This window comes from Cryobacterium algoricola, from assembly GCF_004402485.1.
Classification (GTDB): Bacteria; Actinomycetota; Actinomycetes; order Actinomycetales; family Microbacteriaceae; genus Cryobacterium; species Cryobacterium algoricola.
This window is the reverse complement of the sequence record NZ_SOFG01000021.1, coordinates 42811-59913: the sequence shown is the minus strand read 5'-3', so window position 1 is coordinate 59913 and position 17103 is coordinate 42811. Positions and strand designations below refer to the sequence as shown.

General features: G+C 64.8%; 16 protein-coding genes. 12 read left to right on the top strand and 4 right to left on the bottom strand.

The window, feature by feature from the left end; genetic code table 11:
• Window positions 1-95: 95 nt before the first annotated feature.
• From bglB to E3O44_RS15285, 8 genes are all read left to right on the top strand, one after another.
• On the top strand, window positions 96-1196 hold the full coding sequence (gene bglB, locus E3O44_RS15320; protein WP_134535645.1) for a beta-galactosidase BglB: 1101 nt from the start codon (window positions 96-98) through the stop codon (window positions 1194-1196).
• 33 nt (window positions 1197-1229) lie between these two features.
• Window positions 1230-2042: a gluconate 5-dehydrogenase gene (locus E3O44_RS15315; RefSeq protein WP_134535644.1), complete on the top strand. Its 813-nt coding sequence runs from the start codon at window positions 1230-1232 to the stop codon at window positions 2040-2042.
• A 57-nt stretch (window positions 2043-2099) separates the two neighbouring features.
• The gene (locus E3O44_RS15310; protein ID WP_134535643.1) at window positions 2100-2738 is read left to right on the top strand and encodes an RpiB/LacA/LacB family sugar-phosphate isomerase; all 639 of its coding nucleotides are present in this window, start codon (window positions 2100-2102) and stop codon (window positions 2736-2738) included.
• Window positions 2739-2965: 227 nt separating this feature from the next.
• Window positions 2966-4300 carry an MFS transporter gene (locus E3O44_RS15305; protein ID WP_134535642.1) on the top strand — a complete coding sequence of 445 codons (1335 nt, stop codon included), beginning with the start codon at window positions 2966-2968 and terminating at the stop codon, window positions 4298-4300.
• A gap of 218 nt (window positions 4301-4518) precedes the next feature.
• Window positions 4519-5355 (top strand): DUF1684 domain-containing protein, encoded by an 837-nt coding sequence (locus E3O44_RS15300; RefSeq protein WP_134535641.1) that lies wholly within the window; start codon window positions 4519-4521, stop codon window positions 5353-5355.
• A gap of 76 nt (window positions 5356-5431) precedes the next feature.
• The gene (locus E3O44_RS19815; RefSeq protein ID WP_134535640.1) at window positions 5432-5902 is read left to right on the top strand and encodes a MarR family winged helix-turn-helix transcriptional regulator; all 471 of its coding nucleotides are present in this window, start codon (window positions 5432-5434) and stop codon (window positions 5900-5902) included.
• Window positions 5903-6046: 144 nt separating this feature from the next.
• Entirely contained in the window at window positions 6047-6520 is a 474-nt protein-coding gene (locus E3O44_RS15290) for a peroxiredoxin family protein (protein ID WP_134535639.1), read from the top strand.
• Between the two features lie 257 nt (window positions 6521-6777).
• Complete coding sequence (locus tag E3O44_RS15285; RefSeq protein WP_134535638.1) at window positions 6778-8235, top strand: glycoside-pentoside-hexuronide (GPH):cation symporter; 1458 nt, start codon at window positions 6778-6780, stop codon at window positions 8233-8235.
• A gap of 169 nt (window positions 8236-8404) precedes the next feature.
• Here the strand turns inward: E3O44_RS15285 and E3O44_RS15280 are convergent, their stop codons facing one another.
• The 3 genes from E3O44_RS15280 to nrdD all read right to left on the bottom strand — a co-directional run bounded on the left by E3O44_RS15280 (window position 8405) and on the right by nrdD (window position 12962).
• Complete coding sequence (locus E3O44_RS15280; RefSeq protein ID WP_478213357.1) at window positions 8405-9727, bottom strand: HNH endonuclease signature motif containing protein; 1323 nt, start codon at window positions 9725-9727, stop codon at window positions 8405-8407.
• Window positions 9728-10129: 402 nt separating this feature from the next.
• Entirely contained in the window at window positions 10130-10732 is a 603-nt protein-coding gene (gene nrdG, locus E3O44_RS15275; protein ID WP_134535636.1) for an anaerobic ribonucleoside-triphosphate reductase activating protein, read from the bottom strand.
• On the bottom strand, window positions 10725-12962 hold the full coding sequence (nrdD, locus tag E3O44_RS15270) for an anaerobic ribonucleoside-triphosphate reductase (RefSeq protein WP_134535689.1): 2238 nt from the start codon (window positions 12960-12962) through the stop codon (window positions 10725-10727). Before nrdD ends, nrdG begins: the two co-directional genes overlap by 8 nt.
• 553 nt (window positions 12963-13515) lie before the next feature.
• Here nrdD and E3O44_RS15265 point away from each other — a divergent pair.
• The 3 genes from E3O44_RS15265 to E3O44_RS15255 are packed head-to-tail and all read left to right on the top strand — an operon-like array spanning window position 13516 to window position 15517.
• On the top strand, window positions 13516-14010 hold the full coding sequence (locus E3O44_RS15265; RefSeq protein ID WP_134535635.1) for a hypothetical protein: 495 nt from the start codon (window positions 13516-13518) through the stop codon (window positions 14008-14010).
• Window positions 14010-15065 (top strand): MAB_1171c family putative transporter, encoded by a 1056-nt coding sequence (locus E3O44_RS15260; protein WP_134535634.1) that lies wholly within the window; start codon window positions 14010-14012, stop codon window positions 15063-15065. The genes E3O44_RS15265 and E3O44_RS15260 overlap by 1 nt, the downstream gene beginning before the upstream one ends.
• Complete coding sequence (locus E3O44_RS15255; RefSeq protein WP_241976366.1) at window positions 15062-15517, top strand: hypothetical protein; 456 nt, start codon at window positions 15062-15064, stop codon at window positions 15515-15517. The genes E3O44_RS15260 and E3O44_RS15255 overlap by 4 nt, the downstream gene beginning before the upstream one ends.
• A 30-nt stretch (window positions 15518-15547) precedes the next feature.
• Here the strand turns inward: E3O44_RS15255 and E3O44_RS15250 are convergent, their stop codons facing one another.
• A complete protein-coding gene (locus E3O44_RS15250) occupies window positions 15548-15961 on the bottom strand; it encodes a DUF1304 domain-containing protein (protein ID WP_241976365.1) in 414 nt (137 codons plus the stop codon).
• A 135-nt stretch (window positions 15962-16096) separates the two neighbouring features.
• Between E3O44_RS15250 and E3O44_RS15245 the strand changes: the two genes are divergently transcribed.
• Complete coding sequence (locus E3O44_RS15245) at window positions 16097-17080, top strand: GGDEF domain-containing protein (protein ID WP_134535633.1); 984 nt, start codon at window positions 16097-16099, stop codon at window positions 17078-17080.
• Window positions 17081-17103: the final 23 nt, after the last annotated feature.

Here is a 17103-nt window from a genome sequence, read left to right as displayed (position 1 = left end):
GCGCAACGGTCGACATGACGGGGCCTGTATCCGCGGATTCGCGGGTTGTAACGTTTCAAATACCAAGGAATCAAAGAAGATTGTGAAGAGAAACCATGCATCTAGACACTGCCGTCAGCAGAGAGCAGATCGTCCACAAGATCGATGCCATGATCTCCAACCTGACCACAATCAGGGACGAGTCGGGTAAGTTTCTGCTCCATTTCAATGATGTCGTCGTCGACGACAAGAGCTGGAATGTGTGGAATTGGCCCCAGGGCGTCGGTCTCTACGGGATCTACAAGAACTACCGGATCACCGGAAATCCTCTCGCAGCGGATGTCGTGCACGAGTGGTTCGACACCGCGCTTGCCGCGGGCGCTCCGCCGAAGAACGTCAACACGATGGCGCCACTGCTCGCCATGGCCTGCCTGTACGAGGACACCAAGGACAGCAGGTACGTGCCGTACCTCAACCAGTGGGCGCAGTGGGCCATGCACGACATGCCGCGCACCCACGGCGGCGGCATGCAGCACATGACCTATGCCGGACCGAACTCCCAGCAGCTCTGGGACGACACCCTGATGATGACGGTGCTGCCGCTGGCGAAGATCGGTCGCCTGCTGGACCGGCCGGAATACATCGAGGAAGCCAAGTATCAGTTCCTCATCCACGCCCAGTACCTCATGGACAAGAAGACGGGCCTCTGGTTCCACGGCTGGTCGTTCGACCGCAGGGACAACTACGCCAACGCGCTCTGGGCGCGGGGCAACTGCTGGATCACCATCGCCATTCCGGAACTCATCGGAACCCTGGGGCTGAAGCCCGGCGACCCGGTCAGGGAGTGGTTACTCGAAATTCTGAACAGCCAGGTCTCCGCGCTCGCGGAACTGCAGGACGAGTCCGGCATGTGGCACACGCTGCTCGACGACCCGACCTCCTACCTGGAGTCGTCCGCGACGGCCGGCATCGCATACGGGCTGCTCAAAGCGGTGCACGAACGCTACATCGACACGAGCTACGCGGCCGTGGCCGAGAAGGCCGTCGCCGCGCTCTTCGACCGGATCACCGACGATGGCGAAGTCCAGAACGTCTCGGTCGGAACCGGAATGGGCGATGACCTGGACTTCTACAAGAACATCGACCAGACGGCGATGCCGTACGGCCAATCGCTCACGGTGCTGTGCTTCGCCGAGTACCTCGTCTCATTCTGCTGAGAATCCCGCGCCTTTCACGAAAAGAGTAAGAACATGACCGAAAAATTCGACATGGGGAGCTTCTCCCTGAACGGCAAAGTCGCCCTGATCACCGGAGCCAGCTACGGCATCGGGCTCGCCATCGCCTCGGCGTACGCCGCCGCCGGCGCCCGGATCGCCTTCAACGATCGCGACCAGGCCGCGGTGGACCGGGGACTCGCGGCATACCAGGAGGCCGGGATCGAGGCCCACGGGTATGTGGCCGACGTCACGGACGAAGACGCGATCGTCGCGATGGTGAAACAGATCGAGCAGGAGGTCGGTTCCATCGACATCCTCGTCAACAACGCCGGCATCATCAAGCGTGTCCCGATGCTCGAGATGAGCGTCGCCGACTTCCGCCAGGTGATCGACGTGGACCTGAACGGTCCGTTCATCGTCGCCAAGGCCGTGCTGCCGGGAATGATCAAGAAGGGTCACGGCAAGATCATCAACATGTGCTCGATGATGTCGGAGCTCGGGCGCGAAACGGTGTCGGCATATGCCGCAGCCAAGGGCGGCCTGAAGATGCTCACGCGCAACATCTGCTCGGAATTCGCCGAGGCCAACATCCAGTGCAACGCCATCGGCCCGGGCTACATCGCGACGCCGCAGACGGCCCCGCTCCGTGAGCTTCAGGACGACGGCTCCCGGCATCCGTTCGATCAGTTCATCATCGCGAGGACCCCGGCCGCGCGCTGGGGCACACCGAACGACCTCTGCGGCCCCGCAGTGTTCCTGGCCTCCGACGCGAGCAATTTCGTCAACGGACTGGTCCTCTACGTCGACGGCGGCATCCTCGCCTACATCGGCAAGACCCCTCAGTAACGCGGGACCGCCCGCACCAGCTCGTGAACTCCATCAATGAAGAAGGTCGAAGAACCAATGAAGATTGCTTTGATAAACGAGAACTCCCAGGCCTCCAAGAACGCCGTCATCTACAAGGCGCTCGCGGACGTGGCCGACGAGAAAGGCTACGAGTCCTTTAACTACGGAATGACCGGTGTGGCGGGCGAGAGCCAGCTGACCTACGTGCAGAACGGTCTCCTCGCCTCGATCCTGCTGGGCACGAAGGCCGTGGACTTCGTCGTCACCGGGTGCGGCACCGGAGTGGGGGCGATGCTGGCTTGCAACAGCTTCCCCGGCGTGGTCTGCGGCCTCGCGATCGAACCTACGGATGCCTATCTCTTCTCCCAGATCAACGGTGGCAACGCGCTCTCCATCCCCTATGCGAAGGGCTTCGGCTGGGGAGCAGAGCTCAACCTCACGCTCATCTTCGAGCGCCTGTTCGCCGAGCCGATGGGCGGCGGGTACCCCAAGGACCGAGTGGTCCCCGAGCAGCGCAATGCCCGCATCCTCACTGAGATGAAGGCCGTCGTGTACAAGCCCCTCATCCAGGTCCTCCAGGAAATCGATCAGGACTTCCTGAAGGAGACCATCGCCACCGAGAACTTCACGGAGTACTTCACCGCGAACGCCGAACCGGGGGAGGTGCGCGACTACATCCTCGCGTCACTCGCCTGACCGGCGAGCGCACTGCTGTACCAACTTCACAATTCGAACTAGACGTCTATCCAAGGAAAGTACCGAGACGTAAGTCTCTCGCGCCCGAATTCCGACGCGGTCACCACAAAGTTGTGCGTGGGCCCGCGCCCGAATAGGGGTTTCAGCCCGGCGAGCGCACGATGACAGTACTTCTTTCGAAAGCGATCAAAGCAGATCCACTTAGTTTAGGAAGATCAGGGTTAGTCATGACCGGAAGCACGGCAACGTCACTCAAGACGCCGTCCAACGACAAACAGGTTTCATCTCGCAATCTCAAGCGCGCCGCCTTCAGCGGGTGGATCGGGAGCGCACTGGAGTACTACGACTTCACGCTGTACTCCCAGGCCGCCGCGCTGGTGTTCCCCACGGTGTTCTTCCCCACCTCGAGCCCGGCCGTCGCCATCGTCGCCTCTCTGGCCACGTACGGTGTCGGTTATGTGGCGCGGCCGATCGGCGCCATCGTCCTGGGCAACCTGGCCGACCGCCACGGCAGGAAGCACGTGCTCGTCATCGCGATGATGATGATGGGCCTGGCCACGCTCCTCGTCGGCGTCCTGCCGACCTACTCCCAGGTCGGCATCCTCGCGCCGATCCTGCTGGTGGTGCTCCGGCTCGTCCAGGGCTTCGCCGTCGCCGGGGAGCTGGGTGCCTCGAACGCCCTCATCGTCGAACACTCGCCCGACTCGAAGCGCGGCTTCTTCGCAAGCTTCAGCCTCCAGGGGTCCCAGATCGGCAGCATCCTCGCCCTCGCGTTCATGCTCCCGCTCGCATCCGCGCTTCCCGCCGAGGCCTTCCAGACCTGGGGCTGGAGGATTCCGTTCCTGCTGAGCGCGGTCGTCATCCTCGCCGGCTACCTGATCCGCCGCAATATCGAAGAGCCGCCCGCCTACCTGAAGCAGTCCCAGGTCAAGGAGTTCAAGACCCCGGCGATCGAACTGTTCCGTCGCTACCCGCGCATGCTCCTCATCTGCGTGATCAGCACCCTGGCCAACGTGATCGGCACGGCGACCCTGGTTTTCGGTGTCACCTACGGCAAGCAGGAGAGTTACGGAGTCGGCTTCACGACGAGTGAGTTCCTCTGGATCATCCTCATCATCAACTCTGCCTCTGCCCTGACGATCCCGCTGTTCGGGAAGCTGTCGGACGTCTTCGGCAGGAAGGCGCTCATGATCACCGGCGCCCTCGGCGGCGGTCTCACCTCGATCCCGTTCCTCTTCGCGGTGCAGGAGAAGAACTTCGCCCTGGTGCTGATCCTCGGCGTGCTCGCCATGTCGATCTTCTTCCAGATGTGGAATGCCACGTTCGCCACGGCCTACCAGGAACAGTTCCCCACCCGGCTGCGCGTCACCGGCTTCGCCGTCTCGCAGAACGTCGGCCTGATGCTTGCCGCGTTCGCGCCGGCGATCTTCACGCTGATGGCCCCTCCCGGAACCAGCAACATCCCGATCGTGATCGGCATCACCACCCTGGTGGTCACCGTCATCGCGGCAGGTGCCACCCTGTTCCTCCGCAACGGATCCGGTGAAAGCCTGGCCGAGTAACGGGAACGACCGAAGCCTCCTCCATCCCACGCGTGACCGGGATGAAGGGGGCTTTGTCGTGAGCCGCCCCGGCACCCGCCCGTCCGGCCGAGAGTCGATCGAACGGATGATTGCGGTTGCGAGAGCAGGGCGCAAGCGGGATGAACGCATGTTGCGCACATGACCGTTCGTGTCGATATCCGCTCGTCCACGGGCACATCGAAACTAGCCTCAGGGGCATGACGACAGACACGATTTCCCCGACCATCGATCCCGCAGGCTTCGTTTCGGACTGGGAGGACTGGCATGCCACGCACGAGACCCAGCGCGCGGCGGCGGACGGTTTCCTGGCCGTCACGGGCCTGCACTTCCTGACGACCGAGCCGGCGCGCTTCGAGGACGCGCCCGGCGCCTGGTCCGTCGACGAGGTCGGCCCGGTCGTTGAACTCTCCGCGGATGAACAGCTGAGCGTCGACGGCGTCGCGCTGTCGGGCCGGCACTCGTTCGGCGCGATCGCCGAACGCGACGGCGTGAACGCGCGGGCCGGTGACGCGGTCATCGAGATCGCCCGGCGCGGCGGCGAGCTGATCGTGCGCCCGCGGCACCCGGACACCGCGTTCCGTGCTGCATACTCCGGCACTCCGACGTACCTGCCGAACCCGGGCTGGCGCGTCGAGGCGCGCTTCCTGCCCTTCGATCCGCCGCGAGACGTCACGGTCGGTGCCGCGGTCGAAGGACTGCAGCATGTCTACTCCGCGCCCGGTCAACTCGAATTCGCCCGCGATGGCAAGCCCTACCGCCTGACCGCGTTCAACGGCCACACCCCGGGCTCCTTCCTGGTGCTCTTCACGGATGCGACGAGCGGCGTCACGACCTACGCCGCGAACCGGGCGCTGACGGTCGCCGCTCCTGACGCTGAGGGGCTCACAACCCTTGACTTCACCCGCGCCGTCAACCTGCCGTGCGCGTATACCGACTACGCGACCTGCCCGCTTCCGCCCGCGGAGAACCGGCTTCCCTTCGCCGTCGAGGCGGGCGAGAAGATTCCCGTGGCCCGTGTGGCCGTCACCCTCTGACCTCGCCGGCCCCGGCCCGCCGCCGGCAGTTGGCTCACGTGTTGTGCACAAAGGCTTTGTGTGCCAAGGTTATGAGATGACCAGTCCGCTGAGCGAGATGCCGTGCTTCGCCCTGTACGCGGCCTCCCGCGCCGTGACCCAGGCGTACCGTGCCGTGCTGGCCGACGAGGACCTCACCTACCCCCAGTTCCTGGTGCTCGTCGTGCTGGCGTCCGAGGGCGAGTCCTCGGTGAGTGCGCTCGCGAGCGCCATGTTCCTCGACTCGGGCACCCTGTCCCCGCTCCTGCAGCGGCTCGAGGCGCGCCAGATCCTGACCCGGGAACGCCGGAAGGGTGACGAGCGCACGGTGATCGTGGCGCTGGCCCCCGAGGGCCGGCTCCTGCACGACCGGGTCACCTCGGTCGTACGCTGCCTGGATCCTGCCTACGGGATCACGACGGTCGAGGAACTGCGCGACCTGCTGGGGAGTCTGCACGGCATCACCTCGGGTATGTCCGACCTCACCGATGCCCTGCGCTCGTCGTCGCGAAGCGAGCTCACGCGCTAGCTGCGTTTGTCAGCGGGCGGTCGTGCCACCTCTGGCCGGGCGTCCACCATCCGGGATCCACCGTTCCGTCATCCACTGTCCCGCCACACGTCACCCACTGTCCCAGCACCCAGCATCCGAGCACGACCCAACCGGAGGAATCACATGCCACTCGAAATCGGCTCCACCCTGAACTTGCAGCTTCGGGAGGTCGGCGGGGGAGACCTGGACCTCACCGACTACCGCGGAACCTCGAACGTCTTCGTCTACTTCATGCGCGCACTGTCCTGCGCTCAGTGCAACTCCGCGGTTCGTACCCTCACCACGCAGCAGGATGAGCTGGCGGCCGCGGGAGTTCAGGTCATCGTGGCTGTGCCGGAAGACGAGGCCTCGGCGACCGCGTGGAAGACGAAGCGCGGTGTGCCGTTTCCCGTCGTGATCGGCAGGGGTGGAACGGCCCACGCCGAAGCGGGATTGCTCCGCAAAGTCTTCGGCGCTATCCAGCAGTCCGGCGGCGTTCTGCTCGACAAAGAGGGCACGGTCCGCTACTCCCACATTTCGACCAATCCCGGCGCCAGCTACAACAAGGCCGACCTGGCTGCGGCCATCGATGCGTTGTCGGCGGGCGCGGCCGCCTAGCATTTCTCCGTCTCTTGGGGGTCGTGGCCATCTGGCCGCGGCCCCCTTTTTTCTGGTCTCGACGTGTTCAAATTTCAGAACGGCATTCCGTATGGCGGAATGTCCCCGTTTCGGTGTGCCCGGTCGAAGACAGACGGTGCTTGTGATTGTTTGAAACGTTCCACTAGTATGGTAGCGACTGATGGAAGCATGTTCCGCCACGCGGACACTCCCCACAAATCAGCAATGACGCTCAGAGTGGAAAGAGGAAAGCGACCATGACTATCCAAGAGAACGCGGAAGTTGTCTCCGATGCGGAGCCCACCCCGGCCATCTTCGGTTCCGAGGCCCGGCTCAATGCCAAGGAGAAAGTCGCCTATGGCTTCGGCGACCTGGGCAACGGGTTCATGTTCGACCTGGGCCAGGCGTACCTGACCAAGTTCTGGATCGACACCGCGGGCATCGGCCCGGCGGTCGTCGCCTTGATCTTCGTGCTTGTGAAACTCTTCGACGCCGTCATGGACCCGCTCGCAGCGATCTTCATCGACAGCCGGAAGATCGGGAAGCGGGGCAAGTTCCGCCCGGTGATGATGGTCAGCGCGTTCCTCCTCGCGATCATGACCGTCGTCACCTTCACCATGCCCGATGTGGAAATGGGTTGGAAGATCGCCTTCGCCGCGGGCTCGTACGCGATCTGGGGCGGCGTCTACTCGTTCGTCAACGGCCCGTACGGATCGCTCGCCTCCGTGATGACCCGCAACATCAAGGAGCGCGCTCAGCTGGCCACCTCTCGCCAGGCCGGTTCGCTCGGTGCTCAGTGGATCTGCGGATTCGCCTTCATCCCGATCATGATGATGCTCGGTGGGATGACCGCGGAGAATTACATGTGGGCTTCCCTCGCGATGGCACTCCTCGGCATGGTTTCCTTCGTGCTCTGCTACCGCGGCACCAAAGAGAACGTCGTCATCAACCGCGCGGCCAGCTCGAGCAAGAACGGCATCAAGGACTACGCACGCGCCGTGCTCACCAACCGCCCGCTGCTCGGGCTTGTGCTGATGTCGCTCTTCACGATCTCCTCGATGAACGTCAACAACATGATGATGATCTTCTTCGCCCAGTACAACCTCGGCAACATCGCCCTCCAGGCCGTCCTGAACCTCGTCATGATCGGCGCCTCGATCGTGGGCATCATGTTCATCCCGAAGCTCGTCATGCGCTTCGGTAAGAAGCGCACGGTGATGGGCAGCTTTATCATCGCGATCGTCGCCAACGGCCTCAACTTCATCATCCCGACCAACCTGTGGACGTTCATGATCCTCGTCACCATCGGTTACGCCGCCCTGGCCATCCCGAACGGCATCACCTGGGCCTTCGTCTCCGACACGATCGACTACGGCGAATGGCACACCGGGGTGCGCAAGGAAGGCATGACCTACGCAGCCTTCAGCTTCTCGCGCAAGCTCGCCCAGTCCCTCGCCGCTGTCGTCGGCGCCGGCATGCTTGCCGTCACGGGGTATGTGGCCAAGGCCACCAGCCAGTCGGGCGAGACGCTCGAAGGTATCAAGGCGGTCATGACGCTGTATCCGGCCCTCGCGCTGGCCATCGCCGCCATCATCATCTACTTCATCTACAACGTGTCCGACGACAAGTACCGCAGGATCGCCAACGACCTCGACGAGGGCCGCTGGGAACACGGCATCATCGGTGAGAGCACGAGCGCAACCCCGACCAAGTAGCGCAGTATCAACTAGGTAGCGCAGTACCAAGTAGGGATCGTCAAGCAGCGCAGTACAAGCAGCGCAGTGCCAAGCATCGCAGTACCAAGTCGGGCTGCACCCAGCATCACCGCACCCAGGGGCGTCCGCAGGCATCAGCCAGCTGGCGCCTCTCCGGCTGCGCTGCTGACTAAAACGGGCTTGGGCCGTCGGGGTTGTCGGGGTCTTCGGGTTCGGGGTCGAGGTTCCAGACGTCGACGACCGGGGTCGGGGGTCTGGGCTGCGGTCGGGGTTTCCGGGGTGGTCGCATGTCGGCGGAGGGTTCGACGATGTAGCGGTATCCGGCCGGGGAAGTCCATTCGATGCGACCGTCACCGAGGTGTCGTGGTGTCCAGCGGGTGTAGCTCTTCACCGCGTGGTGATACGGGCAGAGGTGGGCGAGATTCATCGCGTCGGTTTGGCCGCCGTGTTGCCATTCGACGCTGTGGTCCACGTCGGAGCGTTTGGCGGAGCGGCGGCAGCCGGGGAAGGTGCAGGTTTCATCCCGCACCTCCAGCCACTTCTTGAGCGCGGCCGGGACTTTGTAGGTGTCGCGGCCCATGGAGAGCACGACCCCGGTTTCCGGGTGGGTGAGTAGCCGCGTGAAACTCGGCGCCCCGGCCGCGAGCCGCCTCGCGGTGTCGGGGTCGATCGGCCCGTACCCGGCCAGATACCCGGGTTCCTCACTCTTGCCCAGCAAAGTGAGAACCGGGACGGTGACGTTCACCTGCGCGGCGACCCCGGCACCGGTCCCGTCCGGGGTGACCCCACCGATCAACACGTCGGTGAGCACGTCCGCGGCGAGCTGGGTCAGCGTGCGGGTTTCGTCCGGGCCTTGCAGGGTGAGGGCGGTGTCGAGGGTGCGGTGGTATNTGAGGGCGGTGTCGAGGGTGCGGTGGTATGCGGCCTGGATCTTCTCCGCGTCGCCGGTCACATACAGGGACGCCATGCTGTCGTTGAGGGCCTGGAACACCAGGTGTCGGTCCTCGACGCTTTTCTGGTGCCGGGCGGTGATGGTCTCCGGGTGCGTGCGTTCCCGGACCCTCCGCGCCCGGTCGGCGAGCTTAGCCACGGTCAGAAACTCCGCGACCGGCACGAGGACGTCCTCGAACACGGCCCGGGCCCGGGCGGCCGCAACCGGGTCGCCGTCGACGGTGATGCCCCACGCCTGATCCATGATCACCTGCGCGTGCCGGTAACTGATCGCCCCGGTTGCAAGGGCTTCCCGGGTTGCAGGGAGTTCCTCGGCCAGGGTGCGGCTAGCTTCGATCAGGGTCTCCGTCGTGCGCCGCGGCAGCCGGAGCAGGGCGCCGACCTCGCAGGTGAACTCTTCCTTCGTGGCCTCCTCCGGCGACCACGGCGGGCGCCGCCCACCGGCCTGCACCGCGGCCTCCGCCCGGGCCCGGCCGACGTCGGCCAGTACCCGCTGCGCGGTATAGATCGCATCAGCCCGTTTCGCGGCGGCCCGGTTCATCTCCCGGTCCGCCTCCTTGATCGCGTCATACACTTCGGCGAGGGACGGCTCCACCAGGCCGAGGTGGCGGGCGTTGAGGTAGCTGTCGGGAGGGACGTCAGGAGGCACGTCGGGAGGGATGTCGGGAGGGACGTCGGGCGGGACGTCGGGCGGGATGTCCGGAGGGGTGTCGGCAGGGGTCCTGGGAGGGGTCCCTGGCGGTGGTTCCGCCGTGCTGTCCAGGTGAGTTTCTGAGGGTTTTTCAACTGTCATGGGGGCACTCTATGGACCACCACCGACATTTCACCGGCATCCGCCACCCCACACATGCCCTGTGGAAAACCCGGTCAGAGAAACTTTGTTGAGGACGGGCCGCTGCCGGGGTCGGTCGTGGCGAGCACGCTGTGTTCCCCGGCCCCTGGACTAGATCAGCTGCCGCTTCTCGATCTGTTCGAAGGTGCTCGTCGCGTCCCGGAGTCCGCCCCACAGGACCGCCTGTCCGGCGGCCAGGGAAGCGGGGACATCGAGGATCCGCTGGTTGCTACTGCCCCGGAACTGCAGTTTCAGGTCGCGTTGCGCGAGCTCGAACCGGCCGTCGACCAGGACGTCGATTCCGCGGAGCATGGCCAGCTTGTCCGGGCTCTCGAGCAGCAGCTCCTCGAAGGTGTACCCGGTCCAGGACCACACGTCCTTCGACGAGCCGAACTCCCGGCGGACCCGATCGATCAACCCGAGGCACACCCCGGTGTTGAGGAAGGGTTCGCCGCCGAGCAGGGTCAGACCCTGGACGTACTCCTGACCGAGGTCCGCGAGGATCTGGTCTTCGAGCGCCTGGCTGTATTCCTGGCCGTAGCGGAAGCTCCAGGTGGCTTCATTGAAACAGCCCTCGCAGGCGAAGAGGCACCCGGACAGGTACAGGCTGCACCGCACGCCTTCGCCGTCGACGAAGACGAAGGGCTTGTAATCCCCGACGTACCGCTGGCTCAGTTTCTCCGACAGCCACTCGCCGGGCTGCGGGTTACGCATCCTCGGAGACCGATGCCGTGGCATCCGCCCCGCTGACGCCCGTGGTGCCCGCCATGTGCTTGACCCGGGACGTGATCTCCATGTGCCGGCCGTGCACCATCGGACGAGCCTGCGGGTTGCCGAGGTAGCCGCACGTGCGCTTGACGACGTCGCAGGTCATCGGGTCGGCATTGCCGCACTCGGGGCACTCGAAGCCGCGTTCCGTCGCGTCGAAGTCGCCGGAGAAACCGCAGGCGTAACAACGGTCGATCGGGGTGTTGGTGCCGAGGTAGCCGATCCGGTCGTAGGAGTAGTCCCAGACCGCCTCGAGGGCCTTGGGGTTCTGCTGCAGGATCGGGTATTCGCAGTAGTGGATGAACCCGCCCGACGCGAACTGAGGGTAGTCCTTCTCGAAGTCGAGCTTCTCGAACGGCGTCGGGCTCTTGCGCACGTCGTAGTGGAAGCTGTTGGTGTAGTAGTCCTTGTCGGTGATGTCGGCCACCGTGCCGAACTTCGCGGTGTCGAGCCGGCAGAACCGGTCGGTCAGGCTCTCGCTCGGGGTCGAGTACACGCTGAACTGGTAGCCGTACTCGTCGCTCCATTCCTGGGTGCGGTCGTGGAGCGTGCGCAGGATGTCGACGGTGAAGTCCTTCGCTTCAGGGTTGGACTCCCAGGCTCCGCCATAGAACGCCGCAGCCACTTCGTAGAGGCCGATGTAGCCGAGCGACACCGTGGCGCGCTTGTCCTTGAACAGGGTGTCGACCGACTGGCCGGCTTCCAGGTGCTGACCGAATGCGCCGTAGACGTAGAGGATCGGTGCGTTCTCCGGGGTCGCTTCCTTGCAGCGCTCGATCCGGAAGAGCAGGGCATCGCGGGCGATGCTCACGCGCTCGGCGAGGATACTCCAGAACTTGTCCTTGCTTCCGGCAGCCTCGAGGGCGATCCGCGGCAGGTTGAGCGTCACGACTCCGAGGTTCATCCTGCCCTCTGAGACGTCGTTGCCGTCTTCGTCTGTCCAGCCCTGGAGGAAGGACCGGCAGCCCATCGGCACCTTGAAGCTACCGGTGAGCTCGACGATCTTGTCGTAGTTCAGGATGTCCGGATACATGCGCTTGGTCGAACACTCGAGCGCGAGCTGCTTGATGTCGTAGTTCGGGTCGGTCGGGTCGAGGTTGAGGCCGCGCTTGACCGTGAAGATCAGCTTCGGGAAGATCGCTGTGCGCTTCTCCCGGCCGAGTCCCTCAATACGGATCTGCAGGATCGCCTTCTGGATCTCGCGCTCGAACCAGCTGGTGCCGAGGCCGAAGCCGAGCGAGGTGAACGGGGTCTGCCCGTTCGACGTGAACAGGGTGTTGATCTCGTATTCGAGGCTCTGCATCGCGTCGTAGGTGTCCTTGAGGGTCTTCTCCTCCGCGAACTGCTGGTGCTGGGACTCGTCGGCGATCCACGTCCGGGCGTCGGCCAGATGCTTCTGGAGGTTCTTCTCCGCGTAGGGGGCGAGCACCTCGTCGATGCGGTTGCCCGAGCATCCGCCGTACTGGCTGGACGACACGTTCGCGATGATCTGCGAGATCTGAGCGGTGGCCGTCTGGATCGAGCGGGGCGGGTCGACGTCGGCGTTGCCGATCCGGAAGCCGGTGCTGAGCATCGTCTTGAAGTCGATGAGGCAGCAGTTCGTCATCGGGGCATAGGGGTGGTAGTCGAGGTCGTGGTAGTGCAGGTCGCCCTTCTGGTGGGCGTTGGCCACGTGCGGCGGCAGCATCTTCAGCCCGATCGCCTTGCCCACCGCTCCGGCGGTCAGGTCGCGCTGGGTGTTGAAGACGTCGCTGTCCTTGTTGGCGTTCTCGTTGACGACCGTTTCGTCTTTACTGATCAGCTTGATAATCGAGTGGTTGATGTCGGTTGACTTGCTGCGCGCGAAGTCGCGCTGGATCCGGTAATTGATGTACGCCTCGGCGGCGTCGTATTCCTTGCTGTCCAGCAGGGCGTGTTCCACGATGTTCTGGACCTCGTAGATCTTGATGTCCACGGCGAAGCGGGACGCTATCTCGCGGTCGACGCGGGCGACCAGGTCGCGGATAATCCGGTGCGTGAGCGGGGTCAGTTCACCGTTCACTTCCGTGAAGCTCTTGGCTAGCGCGGCGTAGATTCGTGCGTCATCGAATGCGAGCCGGCGACCGTCGCGTTTCGCCACCATGAGTGTGCTGAGACTGCTGCCAGCCGTAAGTGTCCCGGTGCCGGGGGTTTCCATCTTCAACACGCGCTGCCGTCTCCTTGACTAATACTCCCCACGACAATCGAGCGGGACAGTAAGTCGGGCGAAAGACCATATCTAGTGGTTGGGGCGTGAGATCGATACTACCTGTTGTGGTCAGACCACAGCGGCATATTCTGCATCGCGTCGCAGGAATCGAGACGGCGGCATCAATCGTTGCGGACCGCACTCGGGCCCGGTCGAAGGCCTGCAGGGTGGGGCTGCGCGGCGAGTCGGCAGCGCGGCGCGTGACTTGTGTGGCGCGCGGGCGGCCTGGCGAGGGGCTGCGTGGTGACGCCTGGCGAGGGGCAGCCTGGCGAGGGGCTGCGTGGTGCGGAGGCCTGTGGGCAACTCCGCACCACGCGCACGGCGATGCCCCGCTATCGCGCATGAACTCGCGTCGTGCCTGGTCCGGACATGCCGGTTACGGCGTTCCCCCCGGAACTGTAACCTAGACATGTCCAACCGAGGGCAAGCATAGCAGGCGTTAGACATGTCCAATGTGCGGTTTCGGAGCCGACCTTGATGTGGCATGGATAGGGGAATCACCATGGATCACGACGAACGTCGACAGCGGGCCAGCGAACTGGTCGCGGCGCTCGATCTGCCACGGCCGCTGACCGCGGAGCTGCTCCACCGGCACATGGAAGGGCTGCGGCACAAGCGGATCGTCATCCGCGCGGCGAGTGCCCGGATGATGGAATCCGGGGTGTGCGGACTCTGGCTTGAGGTCGAGGGTGAGGGCTTCGAACGGATCCACTACGCCCCGACGTCTTCCGAGGTGCACCGGCAGCAGTTCATTAACCACGAGTACGGACACATGATCCTCAGCGAGAACAAAGAACTGCTGACTGCTGAGCGCGTCGCGCTGCTGGCGCCGTTGATCCCGTACGACGCCATCGTGCGCGCCCTCGCGCGCAGCAATTTCACGGATGAGCAGGAAGCACTCGCCGAGGCGATCGGCGACCGGCTGGCGCTGACCATGCTCGAGGACCGTGCCGAGGTCCGGCATGGCGCTCGAACCGGGTTCGGACGGGTGCTCTGATGGCCTCCATGATCGCCGGTGCCGTCAGTGCGCTGTTGTGGCTCGGCGCCATCTTCTGCCTGCCGTCGGCGTTCCGCGGGCGTCGACGCCTGCTCTTCTGGTCGCTTGCGGTCTTCGCGCTCACGATGACCCTGCAGACCGATATCGTCTTCGACACCCTCGACGCGGCCCTCGGCGGAGTGAATGTCACGTACTTCGCCTTCCACGTCACCGCGATCATCGCAGTGACGCTGCTCAACGAACTCGTGCTGACCGCGACATCGGTCCGTCCCAGTGAGCGGCGGATCAAGCCGACGGCCGCGCTCTTCCCCGCCACGGTGATCGTCCTCCAGGCCGTCTTGTTCTTCGGCAGCGATTGGCGGCTGTTGCCGGACATCGTCTTTCTCGATCGTTGGGATTACACCTTGTACGCGGCGACGACCTGGGTCGCCCTCGCCTACTTCTCCGTCACGGTGGCCGCGGCGTGTCTTGCGGACCGGCGCAGGCAAAGCCGGCGACTGACCCGGCTTTCGCTCGGCTTCGTCATCCTCGGCTGCGGCGGAGTCCTGCTCTACGCGGCCGTCAGCCTCGCGAATGCGGTGATGGCCAACCTCAACCACAATTCAGACTTCGCGACCTGGTCACGCGGCATCTACTTCGCGTCCTTGCTGATCGCGCCCGTGAGTCTGGCCATCGGCCTGGGCCTGACTGCCGTCGTCGACGGTCTCGCCTCGGCTCAGCGAACCCTCAGAGTCCGCGTGCTTCTCTGGCGGCTGGCCCCGCTCTGGGAACGTCTGCTCGCGGAATCGCCTGAGCTCAGTCTCGACCGCCACGGCTCAAGGATCGGCCTCGTGCTGGCGCGCGGCGCGGAAGCCCGGCTCTATCGTCGGTACGTCGAGGTTCGGGATTGCCTGCTGCTGTATCCTCAGGGCATATCTCAGTCGGATCAGGCTGTCCTCGATGCCGCGGAGCGCCACACTGCGCCCAGCCGACCGGAACGACACCTCCCGGCTGACCCGCTTGCCGAGGCGTTGCCCGTGACGCGAAGCGAACCGCAACGACTGACGAACCGATGACGAGGGAGATGGACGACGTGACCGGCACGACGCGATCGACCGCCCAGCCGTCGAGCCCACAGCTTGAGCTCGCTCGCAAGCTCAATCTGCTCCTCGATGTCGTGGTCGCAGAGGGGAACACCCCGCACACCTACCGTGAAATCGCCGAAGGCCTTCGGGAGAAGTCCCTGTCGCTCTCCCGCGCCCGGTGGGCGTACATGATCGCGGGGTCCGGTCCGCTCGTCACGGACGTGGAACTCCTGACCGGAATCGCCGAGTTCTTCCGGATTCCGCCCGCGTACCTCCTGGGGTCTGACGACGACCTCCCTGAACGAGTGGATGCCCAACTCGCCTTCGTGAAGAAGATCCGCGCCCAGCGCGTGGTCACCTTCGCCGCGCGGACCCTGGGTGACGTTTCTCCGGAGACCCTGCGCACCATCACCCAGCTGCTGGAAGACGACGGCCTCGAGTAGCTCGGCCCGATCCCGCTCGGCCGAGCGAACTCAGGCGGCGATCGTCAGGACGAGTGCGAGGGCGGCGGGGAAGAACTGGAGCGAGGCCGCACGTCGGTAGGAGCGGCCCGTCGAAGCGAGGACGATCCCGGCGATCGACATGCAGGCCGTGCCGAAGATGACGGCCGTCTTGCCCGCAGTGAACGCGGATCCGGACTGCGCGAGCAGCACGACACCGACGAGTACCCCGCCGGCGAGCGCGAGGTTGTAGAAGCCCTGGTTGTATGCCATCGACCGGATCGTTGCCGCTTCCTCGTGTGAGGCGATCCCGAATCGTCCGTAGACGGACGGCCGCATCCACAGCACGCTCTCGAACACGAAGAAGACGACGTGCAGCAGGGCGGCGACGGTGGCGACGATTTGGGCGGCGATGAGCATGAATTCCTCCGGAAGATTGTGGACCAATCGGTACGGAATCTATTCTGCCGTATCCGCGTCCCGAGCGCGACCACAGGAAACGACGGCCACCGGGGTGCTGAACAGACGGCAAACAGTGGCGGTTTCGAGGTTCGCGGGCCGTCGACACGGCCATGATCAATCATGCGATCACTTCTCGACCCCTGGATCGGCCCCCATACGGGTGATCGTGTGGTCTGCCTCACCGATCTGGCCACGGATGCGCAACTCATCTCCGCGAGTACCCCGGTTTCCGAAATTGACAGGATCTTCCGGTCCGAGCGCCAGCTCCGCTCCGTCGTCGTCCAGGAGGGTGAGATCTATTCGCTGCTCTCCCGCGATCAGGTTGAATACACCCTGACCGGACGACTCGGCTACGGCCGCGGACTGCACAGCCGGTCGACCGCGGCCCAGCTCGTCCCCGAACGGTCGCTGGCGCTCGACGGGAGCATGAACCTCGCCCAGGCGGCCCAGCGCATCCTCGTCCTGCCCGAAGACGTCCGGTACCGCGACGTGCTCGTGCTCACCGAGGAGGGCCCCCGGGTCGTGTCGGTGTCCCAGATCTTCCAGCAACTCTCCGCTGACTTCCGTTACGCGGCCCTGCACGATTCCCTGACCGGGCTGCCCAATCGTCGCCAGCTCGAGGAACGCGCGGCCGCGATCCTCGAGGCCGGCAGAGACTTCGCCGGTATGGCCGCGCTGTACATCGACCTGGACGGGTTCAAAGCCGTCAACGACAGTCACGGTCACCGGGTGGGCGACCAGGTGCTCGTCGCCTTCGCCGATCGCCTGCGGGAGCACTCTCGGCCGGCAGATATCCTCGGCCGCCTGGGCGGGGACGAATTCGTCGTGCTCCTCGACAGCGTCACGAAGGCCCAGGCCGCATCCTTCGCCGAGCGCATCCACGCGAGTGCGGCCAGTCCCTTCGCCTGCGAGGGGCGGCACCTGCACGTCTCCGCGACGATCGGAATCGCGATGGCCGAAGACACGGGGGAGTCCGGCGACCTGCCTCGGCTCGAGGTGCTCCTCAGGAACGCCGACGACGCCATGCGAGCCCAGAAACAGGCGGGAAGCCGGTCGGCGAAGCCGGCCATGCTCGCCGCAGCGTCCTCGGCTCAGGGATTCTGACCGCGCCGTCCGCGCGTGCCCTC